The 21655-nt window shown below is 39.1% G+C and carries 18 protein-coding genes; 10 read left to right on the forward strand and 8 right to left on the reverse strand.

Annotated elements, in window-relative coordinates:
- Window positions 1–57: 57 nt before the first annotated feature.
- The 7 genes from ACQ86H_RS14800 to ACQ86H_RS14830 form a co-directional block, all read right to left on the reverse strand.
- Complete coding sequence (locus ACQ86H_RS14800; protein ID WP_431295323.1) at window positions 58–1089, reverse strand: hypothetical protein; 1032 nt, start codon at window positions 1087–1089, stop codon at window positions 58–60.
- Window positions 1053–2351, reverse strand: a complete 1299-nt coding sequence (locus ACQ86H_RS14805) for a hypothetical protein (RefSeq protein ID WP_431295324.1) — start codon at window positions 2349–2351, stop codon at window positions 1053–1055. The genes ACQ86H_RS14800 and ACQ86H_RS14805 overlap by 37 nt, the downstream gene beginning before the upstream one ends.
- A gap of 259 nt (window positions 2352–2610) precedes the next feature.
- Window positions 2611–3438 (reverse strand): GLPGLI family protein, encoded by an 828-nt coding sequence (locus tag ACQ86H_RS14810; protein WP_138821104.1) that lies wholly within the window; start codon window positions 3436–3438, stop codon window positions 2611–2613.
- A gap of 110 nt (window positions 3439–3548) precedes the next feature.
- Window positions 3549–3752 carry a hypothetical protein gene (locus ACQ86H_RS14815; RefSeq protein ID WP_431295325.1) on the reverse strand — a complete coding sequence of 68 codons (204 nt, stop codon included), beginning with the start codon at window positions 3750–3752 and terminating at the stop codon, window positions 3549–3551.
- A gap of 1569 nt (window positions 3753–5321) precedes the next feature.
- Window positions 5322–6422 (reverse strand): serine hydrolase domain-containing protein, encoded by a 1101-nt coding sequence (locus tag ACQ86H_RS14820; RefSeq protein ID WP_431295326.1) that lies wholly within the window; start codon window positions 6420–6422, stop codon window positions 5322–5324.
- Between the two features lie 417 nt (window positions 6423–6839).
- Window positions 6840–7691, reverse strand: coding sequence for an AraC family transcriptional regulator (locus tag ACQ86H_RS14825; RefSeq protein WP_138821099.1), 852 nt, complete (start codon window positions 7689–7691; stop codon window positions 6840–6842).
- Window positions 7692–7827: 136 nt separating this feature from the next.
- Window positions 7828–8550 carry an SDR family NAD(P)-dependent oxidoreductase gene (locus tag ACQ86H_RS14830; RefSeq protein WP_138821097.1) on the reverse strand — a complete coding sequence of 241 codons (723 nt, stop codon included), beginning with the start codon at window positions 8548–8550 and terminating at the stop codon, window positions 7828–7830.
- Window positions 8551–9063: 513 nt separating this feature from the next.
- Between ACQ86H_RS14830 and ACQ86H_RS14835 the strand changes: the two genes are divergently transcribed.
- The 10 genes from ACQ86H_RS14835 to ACQ86H_RS14880 all read left to right on the forward strand — a co-directional run bounded on the left by ACQ86H_RS14835 (window position 9064) and on the right by ACQ86H_RS14880 (window position 21233).
- Window positions 9064–9633 carry an RNA polymerase sigma factor gene (locus ACQ86H_RS14835; RefSeq protein WP_138821095.1) on the forward strand — a complete coding sequence of 190 codons (570 nt, stop codon included), beginning with the start codon at window positions 9064–9066 and terminating at the stop codon, window positions 9631–9633.
- A 93-nt stretch (window positions 9634–9726) separates the two neighbouring features.
- The gene (locus tag ACQ86H_RS14840; RefSeq protein WP_431295327.1) at window positions 9727–10836 is read left to right on the forward strand and encodes a FecR family protein; all 1110 of its coding nucleotides are present in this window, start codon (window positions 9727–9729) and stop codon (window positions 10834–10836) included.
- A 125-nt stretch (window positions 10837–10961) separates the two neighbouring features.
- Window positions 10962–13394: a SusC/RagA family TonB-linked outer membrane protein gene (locus ACQ86H_RS14845; protein WP_431295328.1), complete on the forward strand. Its 2433-nt coding sequence runs from the start codon at window positions 10962–10964 to the stop codon at window positions 13392–13394.
- Window positions 13334–14404: a hypothetical protein gene (locus ACQ86H_RS14850; RefSeq protein WP_431291568.1), complete on the forward strand. Its 1071-nt coding sequence runs from the start codon at window positions 13334–13336 to the stop codon at window positions 14402–14404. The genes ACQ86H_RS14845 and ACQ86H_RS14850 overlap by 61 nt, the downstream gene beginning before the upstream one ends.
- A gap of 9 nt (window positions 14405–14413) precedes the next feature.
- A complete protein-coding gene (locus tag ACQ86H_RS14855) occupies window positions 14414–15973 on the forward strand; it encodes a RagB/SusD family nutrient uptake outer membrane protein (RefSeq protein ID WP_431291569.1) in 1560 nt (519 codons plus the stop codon).
- A 10-nt stretch (window positions 15974–15983) separates the two neighbouring features.
- Entirely contained in the window at window positions 15984–16922 is a 939-nt protein-coding gene (locus ACQ86H_RS14860) for a DUF5017 domain-containing protein (RefSeq protein ID WP_138821090.1), read from the forward strand.
- Window positions 16919–18430, forward strand: coding sequence for a metallophosphoesterase family protein (locus tag ACQ86H_RS14865; protein ID WP_431291570.1), 1512 nt, complete (start codon window positions 16919–16921; stop codon window positions 18428–18430). The genes ACQ86H_RS14860 and ACQ86H_RS14865 overlap by 4 nt, the downstream gene beginning before the upstream one ends.
- 31 nt (window positions 18431–18461) lie before the next feature.
- Entirely contained in the window at window positions 18462–19841 is a 1380-nt protein-coding gene (locus tag ACQ86H_RS14870; RefSeq protein ID WP_431291571.1) for a hypothetical protein, read from the forward strand.
- 110 nt (window positions 19842–19951) lie between these two features.
- Window positions 19952–20404, forward strand: coding sequence for a hypothetical protein (locus ACQ86H_RS14875; RefSeq protein ID WP_431291572.1), 453 nt, complete (start codon window positions 19952–19954; stop codon window positions 20402–20404).
- Window positions 20405–20426: 22 nt separating this feature from the next.
- On the forward strand, window positions 20427–21233 hold the full coding sequence (locus ACQ86H_RS14880; RefSeq protein ID WP_138821087.1) for a sialate O-acetylesterase: 807 nt from the start codon (window positions 20427–20429) through the stop codon (window positions 21231–21233).
- A gap of 134 nt (window positions 21234–21367) precedes the next feature.
- Here the strand turns inward: ACQ86H_RS14880 and ACQ86H_RS14885 are convergent, their stop codons facing one another.
- Window positions 21368–21508, reverse strand: coding sequence for a hypothetical protein (locus ACQ86H_RS14885; RefSeq protein ID WP_431291573.1), 141 nt, complete (start codon window positions 21506–21508; stop codon window positions 21368–21370).
- Window positions 21509–21655 lie beyond the last annotated feature (147 nt).

The following is a 21655-nucleotide window of genomic DNA, read 5'->3' on the forward strand; positions in this document are numbered from 1 at the left end:
TCGTTCACCATAAACTGCCTGTAACTATTTTTATTTAGAATATTTGCCCACTTTAAATCAAAATCTATTTTTTTTAGTCCATGAAAATCGATAGCCTATATCTAAAAAGGAATTTACAAAAGTATTACCCAAAAAGTTGTATCGAAACTGATCGAGGCTTACATCCAGACTGTGGTTTAAAAAAGGAGAAATAAATAATTGAGACTTTTGTGATAAGGAATTGAACCTTGTTATGTCAAAATTATTTTTAACACGGTTAAAGGATGCTATTGCATTATAATCTATATTCAGCCACTTTAATTTGTTATAGTTTAGTTTTAAACCTACGGATTGACCATAACTATGGCTGTTAAGAAAGGTACCATTAACATAACTATTTGTATTCCCATTGCTGATGAGATAAGTTATGGAGGTATTGATTTTTTGTTCAGCAAAAAATTTAGCCAGAATTATTTGATAATTGATGAAGCTTTGTGGATTCTTCATATTAAGAGCCTCGAGTACTTGTTGTCCATTTTCATAAATTTTTCTGTTAAAAATTACATTTCCCAGTTTATTTGAGTAATTATACCCAATATTAAAGGATGTATTGTCGAGGACATTCTCATAAATAAGATTGGTTCCTAAATTTTGTGTTCTGGTTCTTGAAATGTCCGAGCCATAAGAGCTAAAATCCAGTCCACTTAATATATAGCCAGGATAAAGTGTTTCCAACGTTGCAAAATCGTTGCTAACAGCTGCTGTAGCAACGATCTTATACCTGGTAGAGAGTCGATATTCCGATTGCAAACTTGGCTCAAAAGTGTTGAGATGCAGATCCTTGCGAAAATCATGTAGCCTGGAAAGCGCAGTGATATTGTTAATTTTGGCAGGAAACGATGTAAGAATTTTAAGTTTTCTTCCGCTGTAATTAAAATCAATAGACGCAAATGATCTAAAAATGGTATAACTGATATTGTTGATGTATCGATCTGCTCCATTTTGAGCAATGTTGATATCCGAAATTCCTGAACGAAGCAAACTTCGATCAGCTTGTAAACCGAACCTTGGTGTCAAAGTAATATCATTGAAGGAAAGTGATGATGACAATGTATTTTTTGATTCAATTTTTTTAGATAGAGCTCCTGAATTAGCAGATCTGGCTTTACGAAAGATATACCCGGGAAATACAATGAAGTTAAAGGTGAAACTTGATAATGCTGCTTTACATTAGAAAAATTGATGTACGAATGTAAATTGACTGAATATTTTTTCTTGGTTCCGATTGGGATAATCGAGCTCAAAGAATTTTGCAGCACATATTCAGGGGAGGCAAGAAACTGTGCAATTGAAGATTTACCAATCCTAATGTTTCCAATATCACTGGATCTATTATATTGGAAAAACAAAATATTCTTTAAAAAATTGCTGTCAGTGTTTTGTGTCAAAATGAGCCTTGCGTTTACTTGTTGTTTAGCCAATCGTGTTAAATTTGAACGCCCATATGAAATGATACCTTGCTGATTTCCAGAAGAATCATACTGGTTAACAATCGTTTCTTGCCCTCCCTCGCGCTCAATTCTGTCGTTCAGATAACTTACACTTCCCGTTAGCTCCAATTTTTTAGTCAGGTTAAACAATAGGTTGGCTGATGCGACATGTGTCCGGTTAAATAGATATCGCTCCTGAGCTATCGTTGGCAGAACAGTTTGAGAGATGCTGATCCACTTATTATCTGTGTTTTCTTTAGTTATGCCCTCCGAAACATCAATTACACCCAGATTGTTCATTTCTTTAGTGATGTCTTCTCCAATATTATTTGATTTGTAGTTCAATAACGACTGGTATTTTTTGCTAAACAGCATCGGTGTAAGCTTAGTTTGCCATGCGAGTGGGCTTAATCCACCACCAATTTCCCCTCTTCCGGTTGTCGTTACATTTTTTCTCAGTTTGATATTGATGGCGGCCCGCGGCGAATACAGTTTATCCTTTAGGAGCTTTATGGGTTGATGGTTTGGGAGTATTTCCAATTTATCTACATCGATATTTGGTAGAGAATTCGTTATAATTCCGTAGTTGCCAGCCATTAAATCCTTTCCTTCTACATAAAACTTATTAATGGCCAACCCCTGATATCTAATCTGGCCATTAGCACTCACCTCTATACCAGGTACTTTTTTAAGAACATCTCCTAAAGTACGATCCTGTAAGCTTGCAAAAGAATTTAAATCATAACTTAAAGTGTCGCCTCTCTTTACAATTGGTGGTTTTCGAACATCAACCTCTGCAAGTTCAATCACCTTTTGCCGTAAACTAAAATTTAACTGTTGAGTTTGGTTTTCAATCGATCGATAAAAGGTTTCATAATTCATTGCTTTTATAACCAATTGCAATTTCTTCACCTTTGAGATGAAAGAAAGTCTGAACCTACCTTCTGAATCGCTTAATACGAATGAAATCACTGCACTGTCAGCGGGTACCATTACACTAACTGATCCGTGCGGAATTGGCTCCCCGCTCGGTGAAAATAACCTTCCCGAAACGACAGTTTGACTTCTAGCTAAAAATGAAAATAGAAATATAAGCAGAAAAAGGGTACATCTGAACATTGCGCTACTGAATTCCCAAAGGTTACGGCTGTAATTCTATAGGATTGTTATCCCTCTTACGCTTTTTGTCCATGCCATCCTGCATACGCTTAAAATACTCAGGACCGCGCCCTTCAATTTGAACGTTTTTAAACATTGCTGTTGTATATTTTCCGGTACGAAACAATTCCAAACACTTCGCTTTGCTAACTTTTAGCACATTGTCCACTGGAACCCGGGGATAAATAATTTGCTCTTTTTTAAACTTTACAAGTTCATATCGATAGCTACCAGTAGCATCAGCGATTTCTATAATCAATCCTGGCAAACCATAAAATTTATATGGTCCAAAGGGAAAAGTATAATCATTAGCATACCAAGCAATCCATTTGCGTCCAAATAAAACAGTCTCCGCCCTTGTACAAGAAATGTTATTGATTCTTTTTGTCTGGTTTTTGATTTGCCATTTAGGCGATACAAACTCAGTATATTGAGGACTGGTTGGAACACTTAAATTAGCAACAGTGGTAACGGTAACTTGTCCTTTGTTAAGGTCAGTAAAAATATACTCTTCAAAATTGGTCGGGTATTTCATTCCAATGGCAACACGCTCACTTTGAGGCCTTTCTTTATAATTACTTGTTTTCCTAATACTGTCAAGGAGGAATCTGGATACAGACCTAAAACCTGAAATTTGCTGATTAAACATCAGTAGCATATATTCAGAGTTTGGTTGAGACTGCATACTATCTGTTTTGAAATAGAATTTATATTGGGCGCTCCATTCAAACCGATCATTATCTTTAGACTGTGCAAAAGATATTTGAGCCGTTAAGAGAATTATCAAGCCAAGAAAAAATGATTTTAACATCGGTATTTATTTTTTTCGGAATAACCAGCACCTCAAATAGTTACCCTCTTAGATTTAAAAAAAAATAAAATTTCTTCATGGCCTTGAAGCCACGAAGAAACATGGGTAAATTAACGGATAATCTCTACCGAGCCTGGAGTTTCATTACAGTCAGCCTCATTGATCCCATTCATCATTGAAGTTAGTGTAGCATCACTCCAATTTTGATCACTGATGATTTGTACAGTAGTACCACAAGTGGTGTGAAAAGTGTACCTTGTTTTAGCGAAAGACGCTGCCATGATAGAGAAAAACAGTACGGTGGTTAATAACACTTTTTTCATTTTTTTTTATTTTGAGGTTAACAATAAATAATTATTCATATTTATTGTTTTTATAAAAATCTATCAAATCTGCTATACAGGATAGTACATTTTCTATATATAATGACTTATTGCAGGGACGGCTTTTTTATAGGCTATAGCAGTAGCTTTAGTCTTCTCACATCCAATATGCTGATATTTTTCTTGATATTATTTCAAGTGTGACCGATCTATTGCAACCGCTCAAGTCGTTTTTGTTAACAAAATGTTTAACTAGAACAAAATCAGCGGATCAACTGACGCTATTCAGTCTTGAAAAAGTATTTTTCAATCAATTTTCTCAGTCCAATTGAAACCTGTATTTTTCCAAAAAAATACGCCTGATTTATGCCATTTATTCTGTAATATGAATAAAATCTTTTTACTTATCCTTTTAACTTTTTATACGGTCGTAGTGTTTGGACAAAAAAAGAGACCGACAGAAACCATAAAAAGTAATCTTCCCTAAGAACAGCTACATAAATAAATGTAGTATTTTATAAATTTAGGAATATCTGACACCTGTAGAATTCTTATTGATATATGAAAACTCCCAACGCTGAACAAGCCCCAGTTTCCCACATTACAGCAAGATAATAACAGCAATATGAATTGGAATTCTTTAGTTTTGAACGTAGCTAGTTAGGGGAAGATTACATATACTTTAATGAAAACAAAATAGTGCCTATTGCATACTTAGAGGCGTTGTTGCTGTCTTGGAAGGAATTCATTGAGAAATCTTAAATTGAATTTAAACTTAATTTTAGTATATTTAAAATATAGCAATTGCAACTAAAAGATACAAGTAAAAGGTGAGTCATTCGGTGATTATCAAATCCAAAATCTCCTAGATAATGAATAATCGCTGATATTTAATCAAGGTGCAAATCCCAGCGGGTATCACAGAAATCCTCCAACGCTCATTGCAGGATTTTTTATTTAAAAAGGATTACTATGCTAAAATCCCGAATAGCCGTTTATTGCCCTTTTTACCCGGGCTTCTCCGACACAGCTATACACCAACAATACCTTTGGCTAACTTTCTCCTTATCTGTTTTTGAGCTATTGTTAACCTGCCAATTTAAAGCGAGGTAAATCTTTGACCTACCTGACCTACACCAGGGCTACAACTCAACCGAAGTAAGGTTGAAGTAGTGTGCAAGTAAGTACCACGCAAGCCTGGCCGGAAGGTGGCCTAAACGTGGGGTAAATGTGGCGTGAAGGTGGAATTTGGAATATTTTTTTGGAGATTTTTAATAAGACGGATTGAGTTGGGTGATCATCCTTTTGATTATCCTAATATACTAAAATTATGGCTGTCAGGAATGGAATGATCAAAATTAAAGGGCAAACGGGATCTTGTTTTTTACAAACGCGGAATTAAGGCTCTGGTAAGAAAGGTGAAATTGTACCTTCTAAAATTTTAGAATTTTTCAGGTACCTAAAGAAATACCGGGTATTTGAAATGGTTAAAAGCTAAAAGTTAGATGAGGCAACGATCCTGGTCTTCCCTTAAAAAGTATACATTTTCTTTTTTTATGATTAATTATACAATATCGTTCTTACTTTTTGCAGAAATGAATTTATTTTTGCTTCCGAATGATTTTGCAGGATTATTATCGTTTTATCATTATCTAAATGCCTTTCTATATAAGTGGAATACCCTGGCCAACCTCCGGTATGATAGACAATTTTGCCATATTTTTTCGAATTTCCTACGAACCAACCAAATCCATAATGAGTTTCTTTTCCATCGTTGGTTCTTGCAGAATTAAATATGAGTTCTTTATCTTTTGCATCTACCAATTTATTGGTATAAAGTGCTCTGTCCCATTTTAACAGATCCGCTGTTGTAGAATTTACGGTTCCGTCACCCACTATTCCATCCAGATAATACGTGTAAAATTCTTTTCCAAAACTATCGGGAAGTACTTTGTGTCCTAAGCTATCTGTAACATAACCAAGAGCATAATTCTCTATTTTTTTTGGCTCAAATCTACTTCTATAGATAAACGTATTTCTCATTTTTAAGGGTTGAAAGATGTTTTCACTCAAAAATTTTCCAAATGTCTTATCTGATACTTTTTCTATTATCAACGCTAATAAAGTATAACCTGTATCGCTGTACTGATATTTTTCGCCTGGTTGAAAAATAACTTTTGGTCTGTATTTCGCGAAGACATCTACAATATCCTGATTGGTAGCAAATTTTGTTTTATCCCACTTTTCCTCAAAAATCTCCATATAGTCAGGAAGCCCGCCTGTGTGATTAAGTAGATTTCTGATGCTGATGTTTCCGTAAAAAGCTAATTCGGGAATATATTTTGAAATTTTGTCGTCATAGTTCAGTTTTCCTTGTTTTTCTAACAAAACAATTCCCATCGCCGTAAATTGTTTGGAAACAGATGCCAACTCAAATATGGTTTGGTGATTAAGTTTTTGTCCGGTTTTCTCATTAGCAAGACCATAACTTTTTTCAAATATCATTTTCCCTTTGTCTGCAATCAGCACATTTCCATTGAACATTTTCTGCTTAAAAAGCGCGTTAAATAAGCTGTCAAGTTGCTTGTATTGCGCAGACTGACCAAATGTGAGATTAAATGATAAAAGCCCAATTGTAATCAGTAAGAATGTTTTTCTCATAGCATGTTCTGTAGAATTGCCTGTAACTTGGCAGTTATTGCCGAAGGGCGGAATTTGATGCCTTTAGTTAAGTAAATATACAAATTTTGATAGAAGCACAAAAGTTCAATTTAACACTTCAACCCCTTTTTTGGTTATACCTTGCCAACTTTCTGATTGCCTCTATCGTTCCTACAAGCAAATAAAAAAATTATAACTACCAATAAAAGGCCTTTGTTCATCTTTAATTACACACTGGAATTTTATATTATAGAAAGTGATATTCAGATGGAATATAATGCTTGTTAACTGTATATATAAATATGTTATAAATAACATACCAGTATTTAGATGGCAAATGGTAGCAGAATTTAAAAATAAGCCTAAAATGGTTTCTCTTAAATGACAACAGACTCCCTAACTGCAAGTGCCGGTTTTTTACTTCCGGTTAAGCGATCTGAATTTTAAAGGAGAGATTCCGCACACTTTTCTGAAAGCGCGAATGAAATAAGCGTAATCATTAAATCCTAATTCATGAGCAATCTCTTTCACATCCGCGTCGCTATGATACAATAAACATTTAGCTTCAGTGCACACTTCCTGCTGTATCCAATAGCTTACCGTTGAACCTGTAACACCCTTTATCGCCTCATTTAGGTGACCTGTTGATATATTAAGCATTGAAGCATAAGCAGATGGATTTTTTATGGCCTTTATATTTATTGAAAGTAGATTTTTGAACTTCCGGGCGATTTCCGCTGAGCGGGTATGTTTATTTGCTATGGTGTCTGAAGAATTATAGCTACTGGCGGCCATTCCCAAAAACGATTGGACAAGGGCGTGGATAATCGGCAGGTAATATGGATTACCTTGCCGCTGGGTAAACTCATTATGCAGAAGGCCAAGCAGGGTTTCGTATTGGGTTAATTCGTATTTGGATAATTTACCGGGTAACTGGAGATTCAGCCTGTTCTCAAAAACATCTCTTAAGCTGCCCGCAATTAATGAAGTGTCTACAGCAAGGAACCAGCCTTCGGCCTGGTCGCCCTGTACTTTGGTATGAATTTGTGAAGGCAATACATAGTAAATGTGCCCGGCAGGAACGGTGATGTCCTGAAATTCAACCCTGAGTTTTCCTGAACCTTTTTTTAGAATGAAAAATATATAATGATCATCCCTGTGAACATCATAAATCTGGTTTTGATGCGGTTTGTCATCAGCTTTAAAAGCGATGACCTGAAGACCTGTATTGGTCTTATTTTGCAACTGATCTACTGGAATGCTCTTCATTAATACAAAATTACTTTATATCTTTAAATTCAGGAGTTTATCTGCGTTTGAATGAGCAATCTTTGTCACCTGTACTTTAGGAAGCTTGATCAGGCAAACCACTGTGATATCATGCTTGTAGTTCCTTGTTGGTGAATTACCAGGAGGCCTCGCCCCCTTCTTTAAAGAATTTAGCCGTAATTCCATGCTCAAGACCAGTGGCCAGTTTAACAATTGGCATGGCACCTTGTTCTACCGTCCTGGTTCCCTGGAATTGGTTAAGGTCGGTAGCGGTATGACCAGGAGTGACACTGTTAACGCTGATGCCGCTGTTACGAAGTTCGTTTGCCAGCATTACGGTGAATGCGTTCAGTGCGGTTTTAGAAGAACCATAGGCATGGAATTTATCCCGGCTGGGGTTTCCTCCCGGTGCGCTCAGCGCGGTGAGTGAACCCACTTCACTGGAAACGTTGATAATGGATGATCGCTCCGATTTTCGCAGCAATGGCAGGAACTCCTGGGTGGTTTGTATAACACCGAAAAAGTTGGTGTCGAAAATCTCCCGTAAGTTTTTTAAATCAAGGGTAGAGAAATCCTGAGGTAATACCCCACCTGTCGCCGCATTGTTGATCAAAATGTCTAACGCGCTAATTTTACCCTCCAGCTCCTGCCTCGCCTGGCGTACAGAATTTATATCGGCAACATCAATTTGAATATTTGCTACATTCGTTATGCCGAGATCATTCATCTTTTGAATGGCTTCAAGTCCACGTTTATTGTTCCTGCTGCCTAAGTACACAAAGTAGTTTAATTGGGCCAGTTGCCTGGCAGTTTCAAATCCGATTCCTTTGTTTGCCCCGGTAATCAATACAGTTTTCATAATTCCTTTTGTTTTAAACAAAGCTGTTTAGCTTATGCTGTCATTAATTTCTATGATACAAAGGAACGTAGCAGGCTGAGGTATTACAAGACAACAATCAGGGCAGTTACAGGACAATTCACGGATTAATTTTCCTACCTAAATCAACTGCCTTGCTGTCAATAAACCCAGCCCATCGGCCGGGCCTGTGATGAATATTTTCGCCATAACTTAAGATTTTAACTCGTCATCTTCCAATTCATACTATCAATTGCACCGATTTTGTTTTGCCCTGCCTGAACTGGTAAAAATTTTGCAACATGAAAGCCAACTTCACTGCTGATATGCACTGCGGCAAGAAAACCAGTGATTGATGTGTCCATTTGCTAACCAACCAAACTGCGCAAACCATCAGTTTTCAAAGGTATATCTCAATTAAATATAATCCGGTAGTTAATAAAACCCCTATCATTTATTAATTATAGCTTAACATAGCCGAATTATCTTTGTTCGTGCCTAAAAGCTGAAGTTAATATGGAATACCGTGCAACTGCTTATAAAGATCTTGTTGACGGTGAGTTGATAAAACTGTTGAAACTCAGTGACCAAACAGCTTACCAGGAAATATATTGCCGTTACTGGGTTATGCTGTTTCGTCATGCCAGACGGATGTTATCCAATGATGAAGAAGCTAGAGACCTGATACAGGATTTGTTTTTGACGCTTTGGAATAAGGCACCAGCGCTAAATATAGAAACCTCGCTCAGCTCCTATCTATATGGCATGATCAGGTACAAGGTATTTGATCTAATCGATAAAAGAAAAGTGCGTAAAGACCATCTGAAATCGTTGGGAGACTTTATAGAACAAGGTGAATACACCACAGATCATGCGGTAAGAGAAAATGAACTGAGCAGAATAATCGAGCATGAAATTTCCATGCTTCCTACAAAAATGCGCGAAGCGTTTGAACTCAGCAGAAAATCTCATTTCAGCTATCAGCAAATCAGCATGCAAATGGATATCTCAGACCAGACCGTTAAAAAGCAGATCTATAACGCACTTAAGATCCTACGCCTGAAACTGGGAAGCATTTGTCTTTAACTGGTTTTTTGGCTGTAGAAAAAAAATCAAATTCGGCTACCACTTTCGTTTTAGTTAACCTACTCTACCTATAACACCGACATTCGGATAGATATGAGTAGCACACCAGAAGAATTAATTAGGAAATACCTTGACCATACTTGTACACCAGAAGAACGTACCATCGTCGAATCCTGGTATAATTCTACGGCAGCTTCGGCTGAAGATCCCGGCCACCCAGACTACGCGGAACTGGACAACAATATCTGGAAGGAACTAAGAAAAGCCAGCCAGCCACCTAGAAGACTAAATTGGTTAGTGATCACGAGCGCCGCGGCCTGCCTGGCAATATGCCTTTTCTTCTATCATTCAAATGAACAACGCAATAATCAAAAGCCGGTCAGCATTTCCAGGATAATGCCAGGAACAAATCAGGCCGAACTGCTTTTATCAGATGGAACGGTTATACCATTATCCAATGCAAAAGCCGGGCTAATGACAGCTAAGAACGGAGCCATGGTGGCACAATTGGGAGGTGGCAAATTAACATTTAATGGCACCAATGCGTTATCTTCTGGTCCCGAAGTCAGCTATAATACCTTAAGAACACCTCGTGGCGGCCAATATCAGATTGAGCTTCCCGATGGTACAAGAGCCTGGCTAAACGCGGAATCTTCATTAAAATTTCCAAACATTTTTGGTGCTGCTGAACGAACCGTGGAAATTGTTGGGGAAGTCTACTTTGAAGTGGCAGCTAATAAACACAAGCCATTTAAGGTAATCAGCCAGGGACAGATGGTAGAAGTGTTGGGAACACATTTTAATGTGAGTAGTTATCCCAATGAGACCCTCACCAAAACAACGCTGATGGAAGGATCAGTCAAAGTGGTTACCGAAAATAATGTTGTATTAATCAAACCCGGAGAACAAACCTTGTTTAATATAGAAAGCCACCAAATAACTGTTCAAAAAACAGACCTGGAAGAGGCGATAGCGTGGAAACAGGGATATTTCCAGTTTACTAAAGAAGATATAAAGAGCATTATGCGAAAATTATCCCGTTGGTATAATATTGATGTTAACTATAGCAAGAATTTCGTTGACCAGCGCTTTACGGGATCAGTATCCCGATTTGATGAAGCAGCAAAAGTGCTCAGGATGTTGGAATATACCGGAAGTATTCATTTTAAAATAGAAGGAAGGAGGGTAACTGTTATGCCATAACATTACAATCGACCGGCTAAGCCAAAAAAACCAGAAGTGCTTCGAACACTCCTGGCCAATCGCTTTGGAAAGCCTTAAATATTGCCATCATAACAAATTCAAACCAAACAAAACATATCAAATGTATGAATTTTTACATACGAAACAATCCTGCTTTATCAGGTACCTCAAAGCTCTATAAAACACAGTGGGTTATGCGCATTAAATTAACAATCCTTTTCCTAATCGCCTTTCTATTGCACGTTTCAGCCGCTGGTTTCGCACAGCGGGTAAGCCTTTCCCTTAAACAGGCATCGATAGCCACAATACTGGCCGACATTAGGAAACAAACCGGATATCATTTTATATACAACATTCAAATGTTGGAGAAGGCCAGGCCAATTGATGTGAACATCAAAAATGTGTCGCTAACCGATGCACTGGAAAGCTGTCTCTCAGGACAACCCTTTACCTTCATCATCGAAGAAAAAACAGTAATCATTAAAGAAAAGAAAGTGGCGCCGTCATTAGCCATTGAAGTCAGGGGAACTGTAACAGACACCACAGGCCGCCCGGTACCAGGGGCGATTGTACAATTGAAAGGAACTGCTCTTGCTGTGGTGACAGATAACGCTGGAATTTACACGATAAAAGTACCTAATGGTAACGATATATTGATCTTCAAATCCATTGGCTATGATACCAGGGAAATTGCCGTCTCAGGTAGAAAAATAATTGATGTAAGGCTGAGGGAAAGTGTTTCACAACTGGATGAAATGATAGTAATCGGTTACGGTACTGTTGCAAAAAGAGATTTAGTAGGATCTGTTGGATCAGCGAATGTGGCCGACATGAACAAAGCACCGGTAAGGTCTTTCGAAGAAGCTTTGGCCGGTCGTATTGCAGGTGTTCAGGTAACCTCAGTTGACGGCCAGCCTGGGTCGAACATCAATATTATTATTCGCGGAGCAAATTCAATTACAGGCACAAATGCCCCACTTTATGTAATTGATGGTTTTGCAATCGAAAATCCAAATAACAACAATATCAATCCAAATGATATTGAATCGATTGAAACACTAAAAGATGCCGCGGCTACGGCAATTTATGGCGCCAGGGGTTCCAATGGCGTAATTATTATCACCACCAAATCTGGTAAAGAGGGAACTGCGGTGATCGCTTACGATGGCAGTTATGGTGCTCAAAAGGTTATTCAGCGCATGGAGGTATTTGATGCTTACGAATTCGTAAAGTATTCCTTCGAAAGGATACCAGATCTCGCTCCTTTATTATATATTAATGCAGATCGTCCTTCTCTTGAGTCTTATCGTAATGTAGAGGCTGTAAATTGGCAAGACCGTATGTTTAGGAGTGCAGCACAACAAAACCACAGTTTGTCCATCAGCGGTGGAACAAAGGGTACCAAATATGCATTTTCAGGCAACTATTTAGATCAGGAGGGCGTTTTGGTGACTTCAGGTTACCAGCGTTACCAGGGACGTATGCGCATAACCCAGAGCGTTTCTGATAAGTTCATGCTGGCGGGGAACATCAATTATAGCCATAATAAGCAATTCGGCAGTTCACCTATTCCAGGTTCAGGTTCATTTTTATCTGAAGCATTGATGTATAGTGTATGGGGATATAGACCTGTAAATGGAAACCCGGGAGTTGATGTCGGAGAAGAAGACATTGATCTTTCTGTTGATATTGTGAATGATAAGCGGTTTAATCCCCTTAAGAACTATGAAAATATGCTCCGCGACAGGATCGGAAGTTCACTAAGTGCCAATGCATACGGAGAGTACACCTTAAACGATTTTAAGTTTAAGGTAGGTGGAAGTATCACACGTGAAATGACAAGGTTAAATTCGTTCGACGGTTCCGGTACACGTGCCGGAAGTCCCTTAACTCCACAAGGCCAGGCAAGTGGAGTGAGCGGCTCAGTTTCATTTTCTGAAGTAAATAATTATGTCAACACGAATCAGGTTACTTATGATAAGAAATTTGGAAAATATCATCAGTTAAATGCAATTGGTGTATTTGAAATCTCAGGCAGAAGTGCCAGTGGTTTTGGTGCAACGGCTAACTTTATTCCAAACGAAGCTCTTGGGGTTTATGGTTTAGACGAAGGGGTACCAAACAGCATTTCATCAAGCGCTACCGATAATACGCTTGTTTCGTTTTTATCCAGGGTTCAGTATAATTATGGATCTAAATACTTAGCAACCCTATCTATGCGGGCAGATGCTTCTTCTAAGTTTTCCAAAGGGAATAAAACCGGATATTTTCCGTCAGGTGGGATTGCGTGGCGCTTTAGTAAGGAGAAATTTATGAAACCATTGAAATTTATTTCGGATGCAAAATTAAGAGCAACAATAGGTGCAACTGGTAATAACAGGGTAAGTGATTTTGCTTATATGTCTACGCTTTTCCAGTCTATCTCCGGAATCTATCCCTTTAACAATGGAATATCAAGAGGAGTGATTGCAACAGATTTAGGCAATAATAAATTGAAATGGGAAACCACTATTCAAACAGATTTAGGTTTGGAGTTATCTTTTTTAAAGATCGTGTAAACTTAAATGTAGATGCCTATAAAAAAACCACTAAAGACCTATTACTCAATGCGACCCTGCCGCCTTCACTAGGTTTTGATCGTTCTTTTAAGAACATTGGTAGTGTAGGAAACAGGGGCCTGGAGTTTACTTTAGAAGCGTCAAATATCAGGAATAAAACATTCAGCTGGTCTAGTAACTTCAACATCGCATTTAACCGTAATGAGGTACTTGCACTAACGCAAAATCAAACAGCATTGGTTAGCCAAATTAACTGGGATACAAACTATAGGAATTTGCCAGCCTATATGGCTAAAATTGGAGAACCCATAGGCATGTTTTATGGATTAATTTGGGAAGGTAATTATCAATATGCAGATTTTAATAAACTTCCTTCAGGAAAATACCTGCTCAAACCCGAAATCGCATCAAATGGTAACGACCGCGAAGATATTCAACCAGGCGATATCAAATACCGCGACCTTAATGGCGATGGAATTGCCAATACAAGTGATTATACCGTAATTGGTAATCCCAACCCTGATTTCATCGGCGGTTTTTCTAATAATTTTACGTACAAAGGTTTCGATCTGAACGTATTCTTCCAATTTTCTTACGGAAATGAAGTATTGAATGCAAATAGAATCGTATTTGAAGGTTTTGGCCGTTCGTCGCAAAACATGTTTGCAACTTATGCCAACCGGTGGACGCCGGAAAACCCAAACAATACTTATTATAGAACAGGTGGATATGGCCCGAATGCCTACTCCAGCAGAGTGATTGAAGATGCCTCTTTTTTACGTTTGAAAACAGTTTCCCTCGGTTATCAGCTGCCTGCTAAATTAATGAAATCTATAGGAGTAAAATCCTTAAGGTTTAATTTGTCAGCACAGAATTTGTATACCTGGACCAAATATCAGGGATATGATCCTGAGGTTTCGGCCTATAACTCTGCCCTGACACCAGGATTCGACTGGTCTGTTTATCCACGTGCCAGAACAATAACATTTGGTGCAAACCTTACTTTTTAATTATCAGTTATGAAAATACAATATTTATTCCCTCTGCTCATCATCATGTTAACGGTAACATCCTGTGAAAAATACCTTGATGTAGCACCTAAAGACTTTACCACCCCAGAAACCTATTTCTTGTCTGCTGGCGACCTCGACAAGGCACTTACAGGTATCTATAGCCAACTTAATAACAGAGGTGTATATGGTAGAAACCTGGTTTTTGATTTGGCCTTTGGCAGCGATGAGGCATTTTATAAAAGATCAGCAGCTAAGATAGATCCGATTGTTTATAATGCCGATGGTTCTAATAACACCATTACCACTACCTGGAGTTCTTTATATACTGGAATTAACTCCGCTAATTTGTTGTTGGCTAATATCAATAAGCCTGTAATGGATGAAACGCTTAGAGGGAGAATTAAAGGTGAAGCCTTGTTTTTGCGCGCATTCTTTTATTTCCAGTTGGTACACAATTGGGGCGATGTACCATTGATCCTGACGCCTACCCTTTCCGGATTAGAAGTAGATCATGCCCGTACGCCACAAAAAGAGGTATATGCCCAGATCCTGGGCGATATGATCACGGCAGAAGGTTTGGTAGGTAACATCAAAGATTATGGATTTTCCGGAAGGGTGAGCAAAACAGCTGTTCAAGGCATCCTGGCAAGAGTTTGCCTAAAAATGGCCGGCGCGCCTTTAAATGATGTGTCGAAGTTTGAGGAGGCCAGAAAATGGTCGGAGATGGTTATTAAATCGGGTGTACACAAATTAAATCCTGATTACGCGCAAATTTTCATTAATCATACACAGGATAAATATGATATTAACGAGAATTTATGGGAGGTTGAAGTTGTAGGAAATGGATTGTCAAATCCAATCTATCCGGGTGGTGGTTTTGCTAAAAAGCTATCGGTGCGTAATACATCTCCTCAATTATATGGCTATGCCGAAGTGGGTGCAACTGCAGTATTGTACCGCAAATATGATGATGCCCATGATGTTCGTAAAAATAGAAATATCGCAACCTATTATTTTCCGGTAATCACTAGTGGCAATTTAGCAGATACCTTAGCATTTCTGCCAACAGATATCTACGCCAGAGATACCGGAAAGTGGCGGATCCAGGATGAAATAGCGGTTCAAAGAAATCCCGATTTCGGACCAACAAACTTTCCGCTATTGCGTTATGCCGATGTATTGCTAATGTACGCTGAGGCTGAAAATGAAGTGAACGGACCGACCAAATTAGCGTTTGATGCATTAAATGAAGTAAGAACCAGGGCTAAAGCGAGAAACTTTACTGCCGTAGATGCTCCTAATAAAGATAAATTTCGCGCAATAATCCAGGATGAACGTTCCAGAGAACTGTGCTATGAAGCACTTCGCAAATTCGATTTGATTAGATGGGGAATATTTATCAACGTGATGAAGGATGTAGAAAATGACATCCTAAACAATGCGCCTACCAATCTTCAGTATGGTGCAACGGGTTACACCAATGTAAAAGCCCGTAATCTGCTATTGCCTATTCCAACACTAGAGTTAAGTTTAAATAGTTTAATGAGACAAAATCCAGGATATTAAATAAAAGGACATGAAAACAAAATATTTAACAGGAAAACTTGCGATACTACTGGTACTGCTTTTCCTTGGTTGTAAAAAGGAGACTGTAGATATGCCTGAATTCAACGCTACCGTTAATAAAACCACTTTTAAATTGGGCGACACGGTTATTTTCAAGTTAGATGGCGATCCGGATTTTGTTTCCTTTTACTCTGGAGAGTACCTGAACAATTATTCATTCATCGGTGGAAGGAAAATAGATATTCAATCCATTTCTCTTTCTTTTCAGTCACGGGTTCAGAATGGAAACCAGGCGAATCAGCTTAGTGTATATCTATCTTCAGATTTTAACGGAAAATTTGATATGGAATCTATAAGGGCAGGAAATTTTAAAAACGTTACAGATTTAGTCACCTTAGGTTCTGCAAACGCTGTATATGCTCCTTCCGGCACACTAGATTTATCAACCCTGGTTACCGATAGAACCAAACCTTTATATGTTGCATTTCGTTACGTTACAAAACCTCAGGATGCGGCGACCGGCACGCAAAGGACATGGACCATTAGGGATTTGGCCCTTAATACGGTAACAGAATTAGGAAAAAATGCAGCAATTGATCAATTAACTGCAGCCTGGACACTGGTACAGTCCGGGCCAATAATTGAGCCAAACAGAAGTTCGATTACGCAGAGTAATGGACAGATTGTTTTCCGTGGCAACATTACAAATGAAGGAAAACTGGTGGAAACCGACTTCTGGGCAGTAAGTAAAGCTGTAGATTTGAATACAATTATACTAGGGCCAGATAAAAGCATTCCAATCAAGGGCATTTCTGAAACCCTGCCATCAGTTTACAAATACATTTACACCAAACCTGGTGTTTATAAAGCTGTATTTGCCACATCAAATAACCGGATAAATTCCAAAAAAGAACTTTTAAAGGAAATAGAAATTACGATAGTACCATGAGAACACTAAAAATTAGCATATACTTACTTTTTACCTTCCTTTTGCTGGTAAGCAAAAATGGGCTTGCTCAGGTTTTTATCCCGGCGGGAGGAATCGTCTACCCTTTTCGGGCCTCGCCTGCCATCGTAAAAACGGGAACACAATTTCATATCCTGTACAATAATAAGGCCCAGCATCAAATTGATTCCATTGTACTCAAAGGTCCTTATAGCAGGGTTTTGTTAAAGATAGATTCAATATCCAAAGGGAGGTTCGAATACGATACCTATACCACCATGTACACCAACAATAAGATCTGGGTAACTGTACCGCAAGGCCGTCCGCAAGATATGTATGACCTTATGGTCTATGCCGCAGGAGAAGTTGAAATTTCCCGACGATCGGTTAAACTGGTTAAGCAATTTTCTCCGAAGCACAGCTTTATCCATATCACCGATACGCATATTTCCCGTAACTGGGTTGGATCTGCCGATAATGGCTTTGCTGAAGAACTGCAGCTAATGGACCGGTTTATTACGGTTGCCAACATCATCTCACCCGACCTTGTTATTGTAACCGGAGATCTGATCCATGACTATACCCGATTTAATAAGGATGCCCGCGGCTGGGGTGGCGATACTATTAAGGGATACACCAAACTGCCCACCATAGAAGAAAAATACAGAAACTATTTTGAGGGTGCCCAAGGCTACAGAGGTGTGCAATATATCAATGCTCCGGTATTCTCGGTTCCGGGAAACCACGATTTTTATGGGATGAATGAAGATGACCATCCCGCTAAAGCTGCCCAATGGAATGCTTTATGCGGCATTAGGGTTTCTGGACTCGCCTATGCAGGCACCAGGTTTATGTTTATCGACGACTATCTGGGAGATCAGGAGAAAGACATTCCCAATAAAAAACCGATGTCGGGCCTGCAAGGCAAAATACTTCGAAATTTCCTGGCTCTTAACGGACCTGGCCAGTTGCGGATTATGGCACAACATCGTCATGATCGGGCTGACACCGGCTTCCTCAACGAACAAAAAATTGGCTTAATTGTGAATGGACATATCCACACGCCCCACGTAGATACGCTGGGCAAAACACCTACCATTAGAATTAGACCAGGAGTAGTGTGCAGGAGTGGCGAAAATCACCGATGGGAACAAATTCTTGGGTTTTTCCGCATTATCCGCATTGATGGAGAAAAATTCACTTATACCGACCCTCTACGCTTCTGCTCCAACCCTACCGATGCCTATAACAAGATTAAACTGAACTTAACGCTCACATTTAAGTCTAACAATGCTGGGTTAGCCACCAGTAATGTTGCCGTAATTGGAAATAAGTTACCAGTCGAACTTCCTGGCTGCAGGGTAAGATTTGTAATGAAAAAAGGCGCATATTTGGTTTCTGGCGGCCGTGTTTTCCAACAATTCAACAACGGCAAGCTAACCATTGTTGATGTTGATGCAGATGTAAATGCCGGAACCGTTAAAAAAGTAAGTATTAATTTAAAGCACTAACCAACGCTTAGTAAAATCGACTAACCTAATTATGACCTTTAAGAAATTGCTTTTTTTAGCCCTTGTTTTATGCCATTATGGAGTAATGGCCCAGGTGGACACCAGCTCCTACATCTTCGGTTTGTACCAGGCAAAAAACAGCACCGGGGTATTCGCTGCTGTTGACCATATCAAAAAGACCAGTAAGGAAATGCTTAGGGCACAAATTAATGCCCTGCCAGACAATGCAAAGAAACAAATTATTACAGGCACAGATGCTGCTTTAGAAAGGCCATGGACATTATTAACCTTAAGCCAGTTTAATGAATTTAAAACTACAGGCAACAGGGTAAATTATGAGAATAACTACTTCGCCCGTAGAAACAAATTAAACATTTTAATGATTGGAGAACTGGTGGCCAATGATGGCAGATATTTAAATGAAATTGTAAATGGACTTGGACTCATCTGCGAAGAAAGTACCTGGGCATTACCTGCTCACATGAGCCTCCAAAAGGCCGGTAACGGTTTGCCCGACGTAAATGAGCCTGTTATTGATCTCTTTGCAAGCCATACCGGCATGATTTTATCGTATGCGAAGTATTTGTTTGGAGATAAATTTAGTGTCTCTTATCCCCTATTAAATGAAAGAATTGATGCAGAATTAAAAAAGCGCATATTCGATCCCTACCTTAACAGGGACGATTTTTGGTGGATGGGTTTCCATACCAGCAAAAAAATGAACAACTGGAATATTTTCACCAATACGAATGTGCTCAGTTCGGCCATATTAGCGGAAGATGATGCCAGCCGACGGGAATCGATGATCGAAAAATCGATGAAAAGCGTTGATATCTTCCTCAATTCGTATAGCCCTGACGGAGGCTGTGACGAAGGCCCCTCCTATTGGGGAATAGCTGGCGGTGCGCTGATAGATTATATCGACCTGCTTTCGGTATTTTCCAACCATCAGTTAGATTTCTCTAAAAGTGAACTTATCCATCAGATAGGTGCTTACATTTACAAGGTCCACATCGATCAAAATTATTATGTAAATTTTGCCGATGCTACTGCATCAAACGCCCAGGATCCCACGAAGGTTTATAAGTTTGGCAAATTATATCAAGATAAAAAGCTGTTGGAGTATGCAGCATACATCAGAAAAATAAATAACGGCGACCAGACTTTTGACCTCGGTAACATCAATGGCTTTGTAAATTCTTTAGCAGTAAGGGATGAATTCAAATCCCTTAATCCAGCGGCACCTCAATTAAAATATGCCTGGCTAAATGATGTTCAGGTACTTACGGCCAGACAGAACGAAGGAAGCGCTACAGGCCTGTTTCTTGCCGTGAAAGGTGGTAACAATGCAGAAAGCCATAACCATAACGATATCGGCAACTTTATAGTTTACAACGACGGCACCCCCTGATTATTGATGCTGGTGTAGGCGTATATAACAAGCAGACATTTGGACCTGATCGGTATAAAATTTGGAACACCAGGTCTGATTGGCATAATTGCCCAACCATAAATGGTGCAGTGCAAGAGGCCGGAAAAAGTTATCAGGCCACAGAGGTATCCTTTGAAAATAAAGGAGATGTCACCAAACTTTCGATGGAACTGTCAACGGCCTACCCAAAAGAGGCACAGGTAGATACCTGGAAGAGAGCTTTCATATTTGAGCATCAGACAGGGGTTATTAAATTGAGGGAAGATTTTAAGCTGAGTGCATTTAGAACAAGTTCGTCATTAAGTTTTCTCATCAACGGCACTATATCGGCCTTAGCGAAAGGAAATCTCCAGATCAGAAACCCTCAGGGAAAAACCATATCGTTAATTTTTGATCCACAGGTATTTGATTTTGAAGTTGAACTGAAAAAAATAGATGATGCAAGATTAGCAGCGTCATGGCCCGCTAATTTGAGTAGGCTAATCTTAAAACGAAAAAGCAAAAAACTAACTGGTTGGCACCAAATTGAAATTAGAAACTAAACCCAGGAAGTTAAATCGAATTATGTACACACTAGCTATAACCAATCATATTATAAGAAAAGTATTTTTAGCCATGGGCTTCATCATTTTCCTAGCTGGCCATTGCTTTTCCCAGAACACTGATTTTGAACTTTATATTCTCATTGGGCAGTCGAACATGGCTGGGAGGGGAATCATAACACCCGAATTTCAAAAACAGGGCCACCCGAGGGTTTTTACGTTCACGAAGGATCATAAATGGCTACCTGCCAGAAACCCGCTGCACTTTGATAAGCCCAAAGCAGATGGTGTAGGCCCCGGATTAGCCTTTGGAATAGACATGGCCAACGCAAATGCTAACGTTAAGATCGGTCTGATCCCATGTGCCGTTGGCGGAACTTCAATAGAACGATGGAAGCCGGGAGCTTTCGATAAGTCTACCAGTACCCATCCCTATGATGATGCCCTACTTCGCATTAGGGAAGCCATGAAATGTGGAGTTGTTAAAGGTGTACTCTGGCATCAGGGTGAAGCCAACAGCTCAGAGGAGAAAGCCAGGTTGTACCTGGCACAACTGGATACGCTTATAAAATCCATTAGAAAAGAAGTAGGCAACCCAAACTTACCTTTTATTGTGGGCGAACTTGGCCGCTATAGAGCGCAATACGCGTTAATTAATGCCGAACTTGCTAAAGTACCGCAAAACATACCATTTACGGGCCTGGCAACTTCTGAGGGCCTGGTTCATAAAGGAGATAGTACCCATTTCGATGGCCCTTCGGCAACTAGCCTGGGGCACCGCTTTGCAAAAAAGATGATTGAAGTACAAAGCTGGCATAGCAAACAATAGCTCTCCTTATTCTGTTTCAAGCTTTCCGGCGTTTACCGCAGTTCGGTCTTACAATGCATTGCAGCAGGAAAAGTGTATTTAGTTTTTTGCAATTGTCTTGTCCTAAAATGTAGCAGGTGTGTTGTAGCTTGTCATTAAAAACAAAAAATGGCAACAAAAATCAAAGACAAACGCTCTTTCGATAATTGCAGTTTTTTTCCTGCCTTTGCGAGGCTGTTTGCCAGCGGTACTCCTGCCTGGCCGGCACCAATAATTATCGCAATGTAATGTTTCATTATTCTAAAATTAGCGTCGTAAATAAAAAGCAGACCATTAGAAGATAACGAAAATTTCAATCCAACGTTTCAATTTACACACAACCGCCTAAATATTAAACCCAAAATTGATTAGCTTTAATTTTAAATATAATAATATGAGCCAGC

Origin of the sequence: Pedobacter sp. P26 (assembly GCF_050632135.1) — a bacterium.
Lineage (GTDB): Bacteria > Bacteroidota > Bacteroidia > Sphingobacteriales > Sphingobacteriaceae > Pedobacter.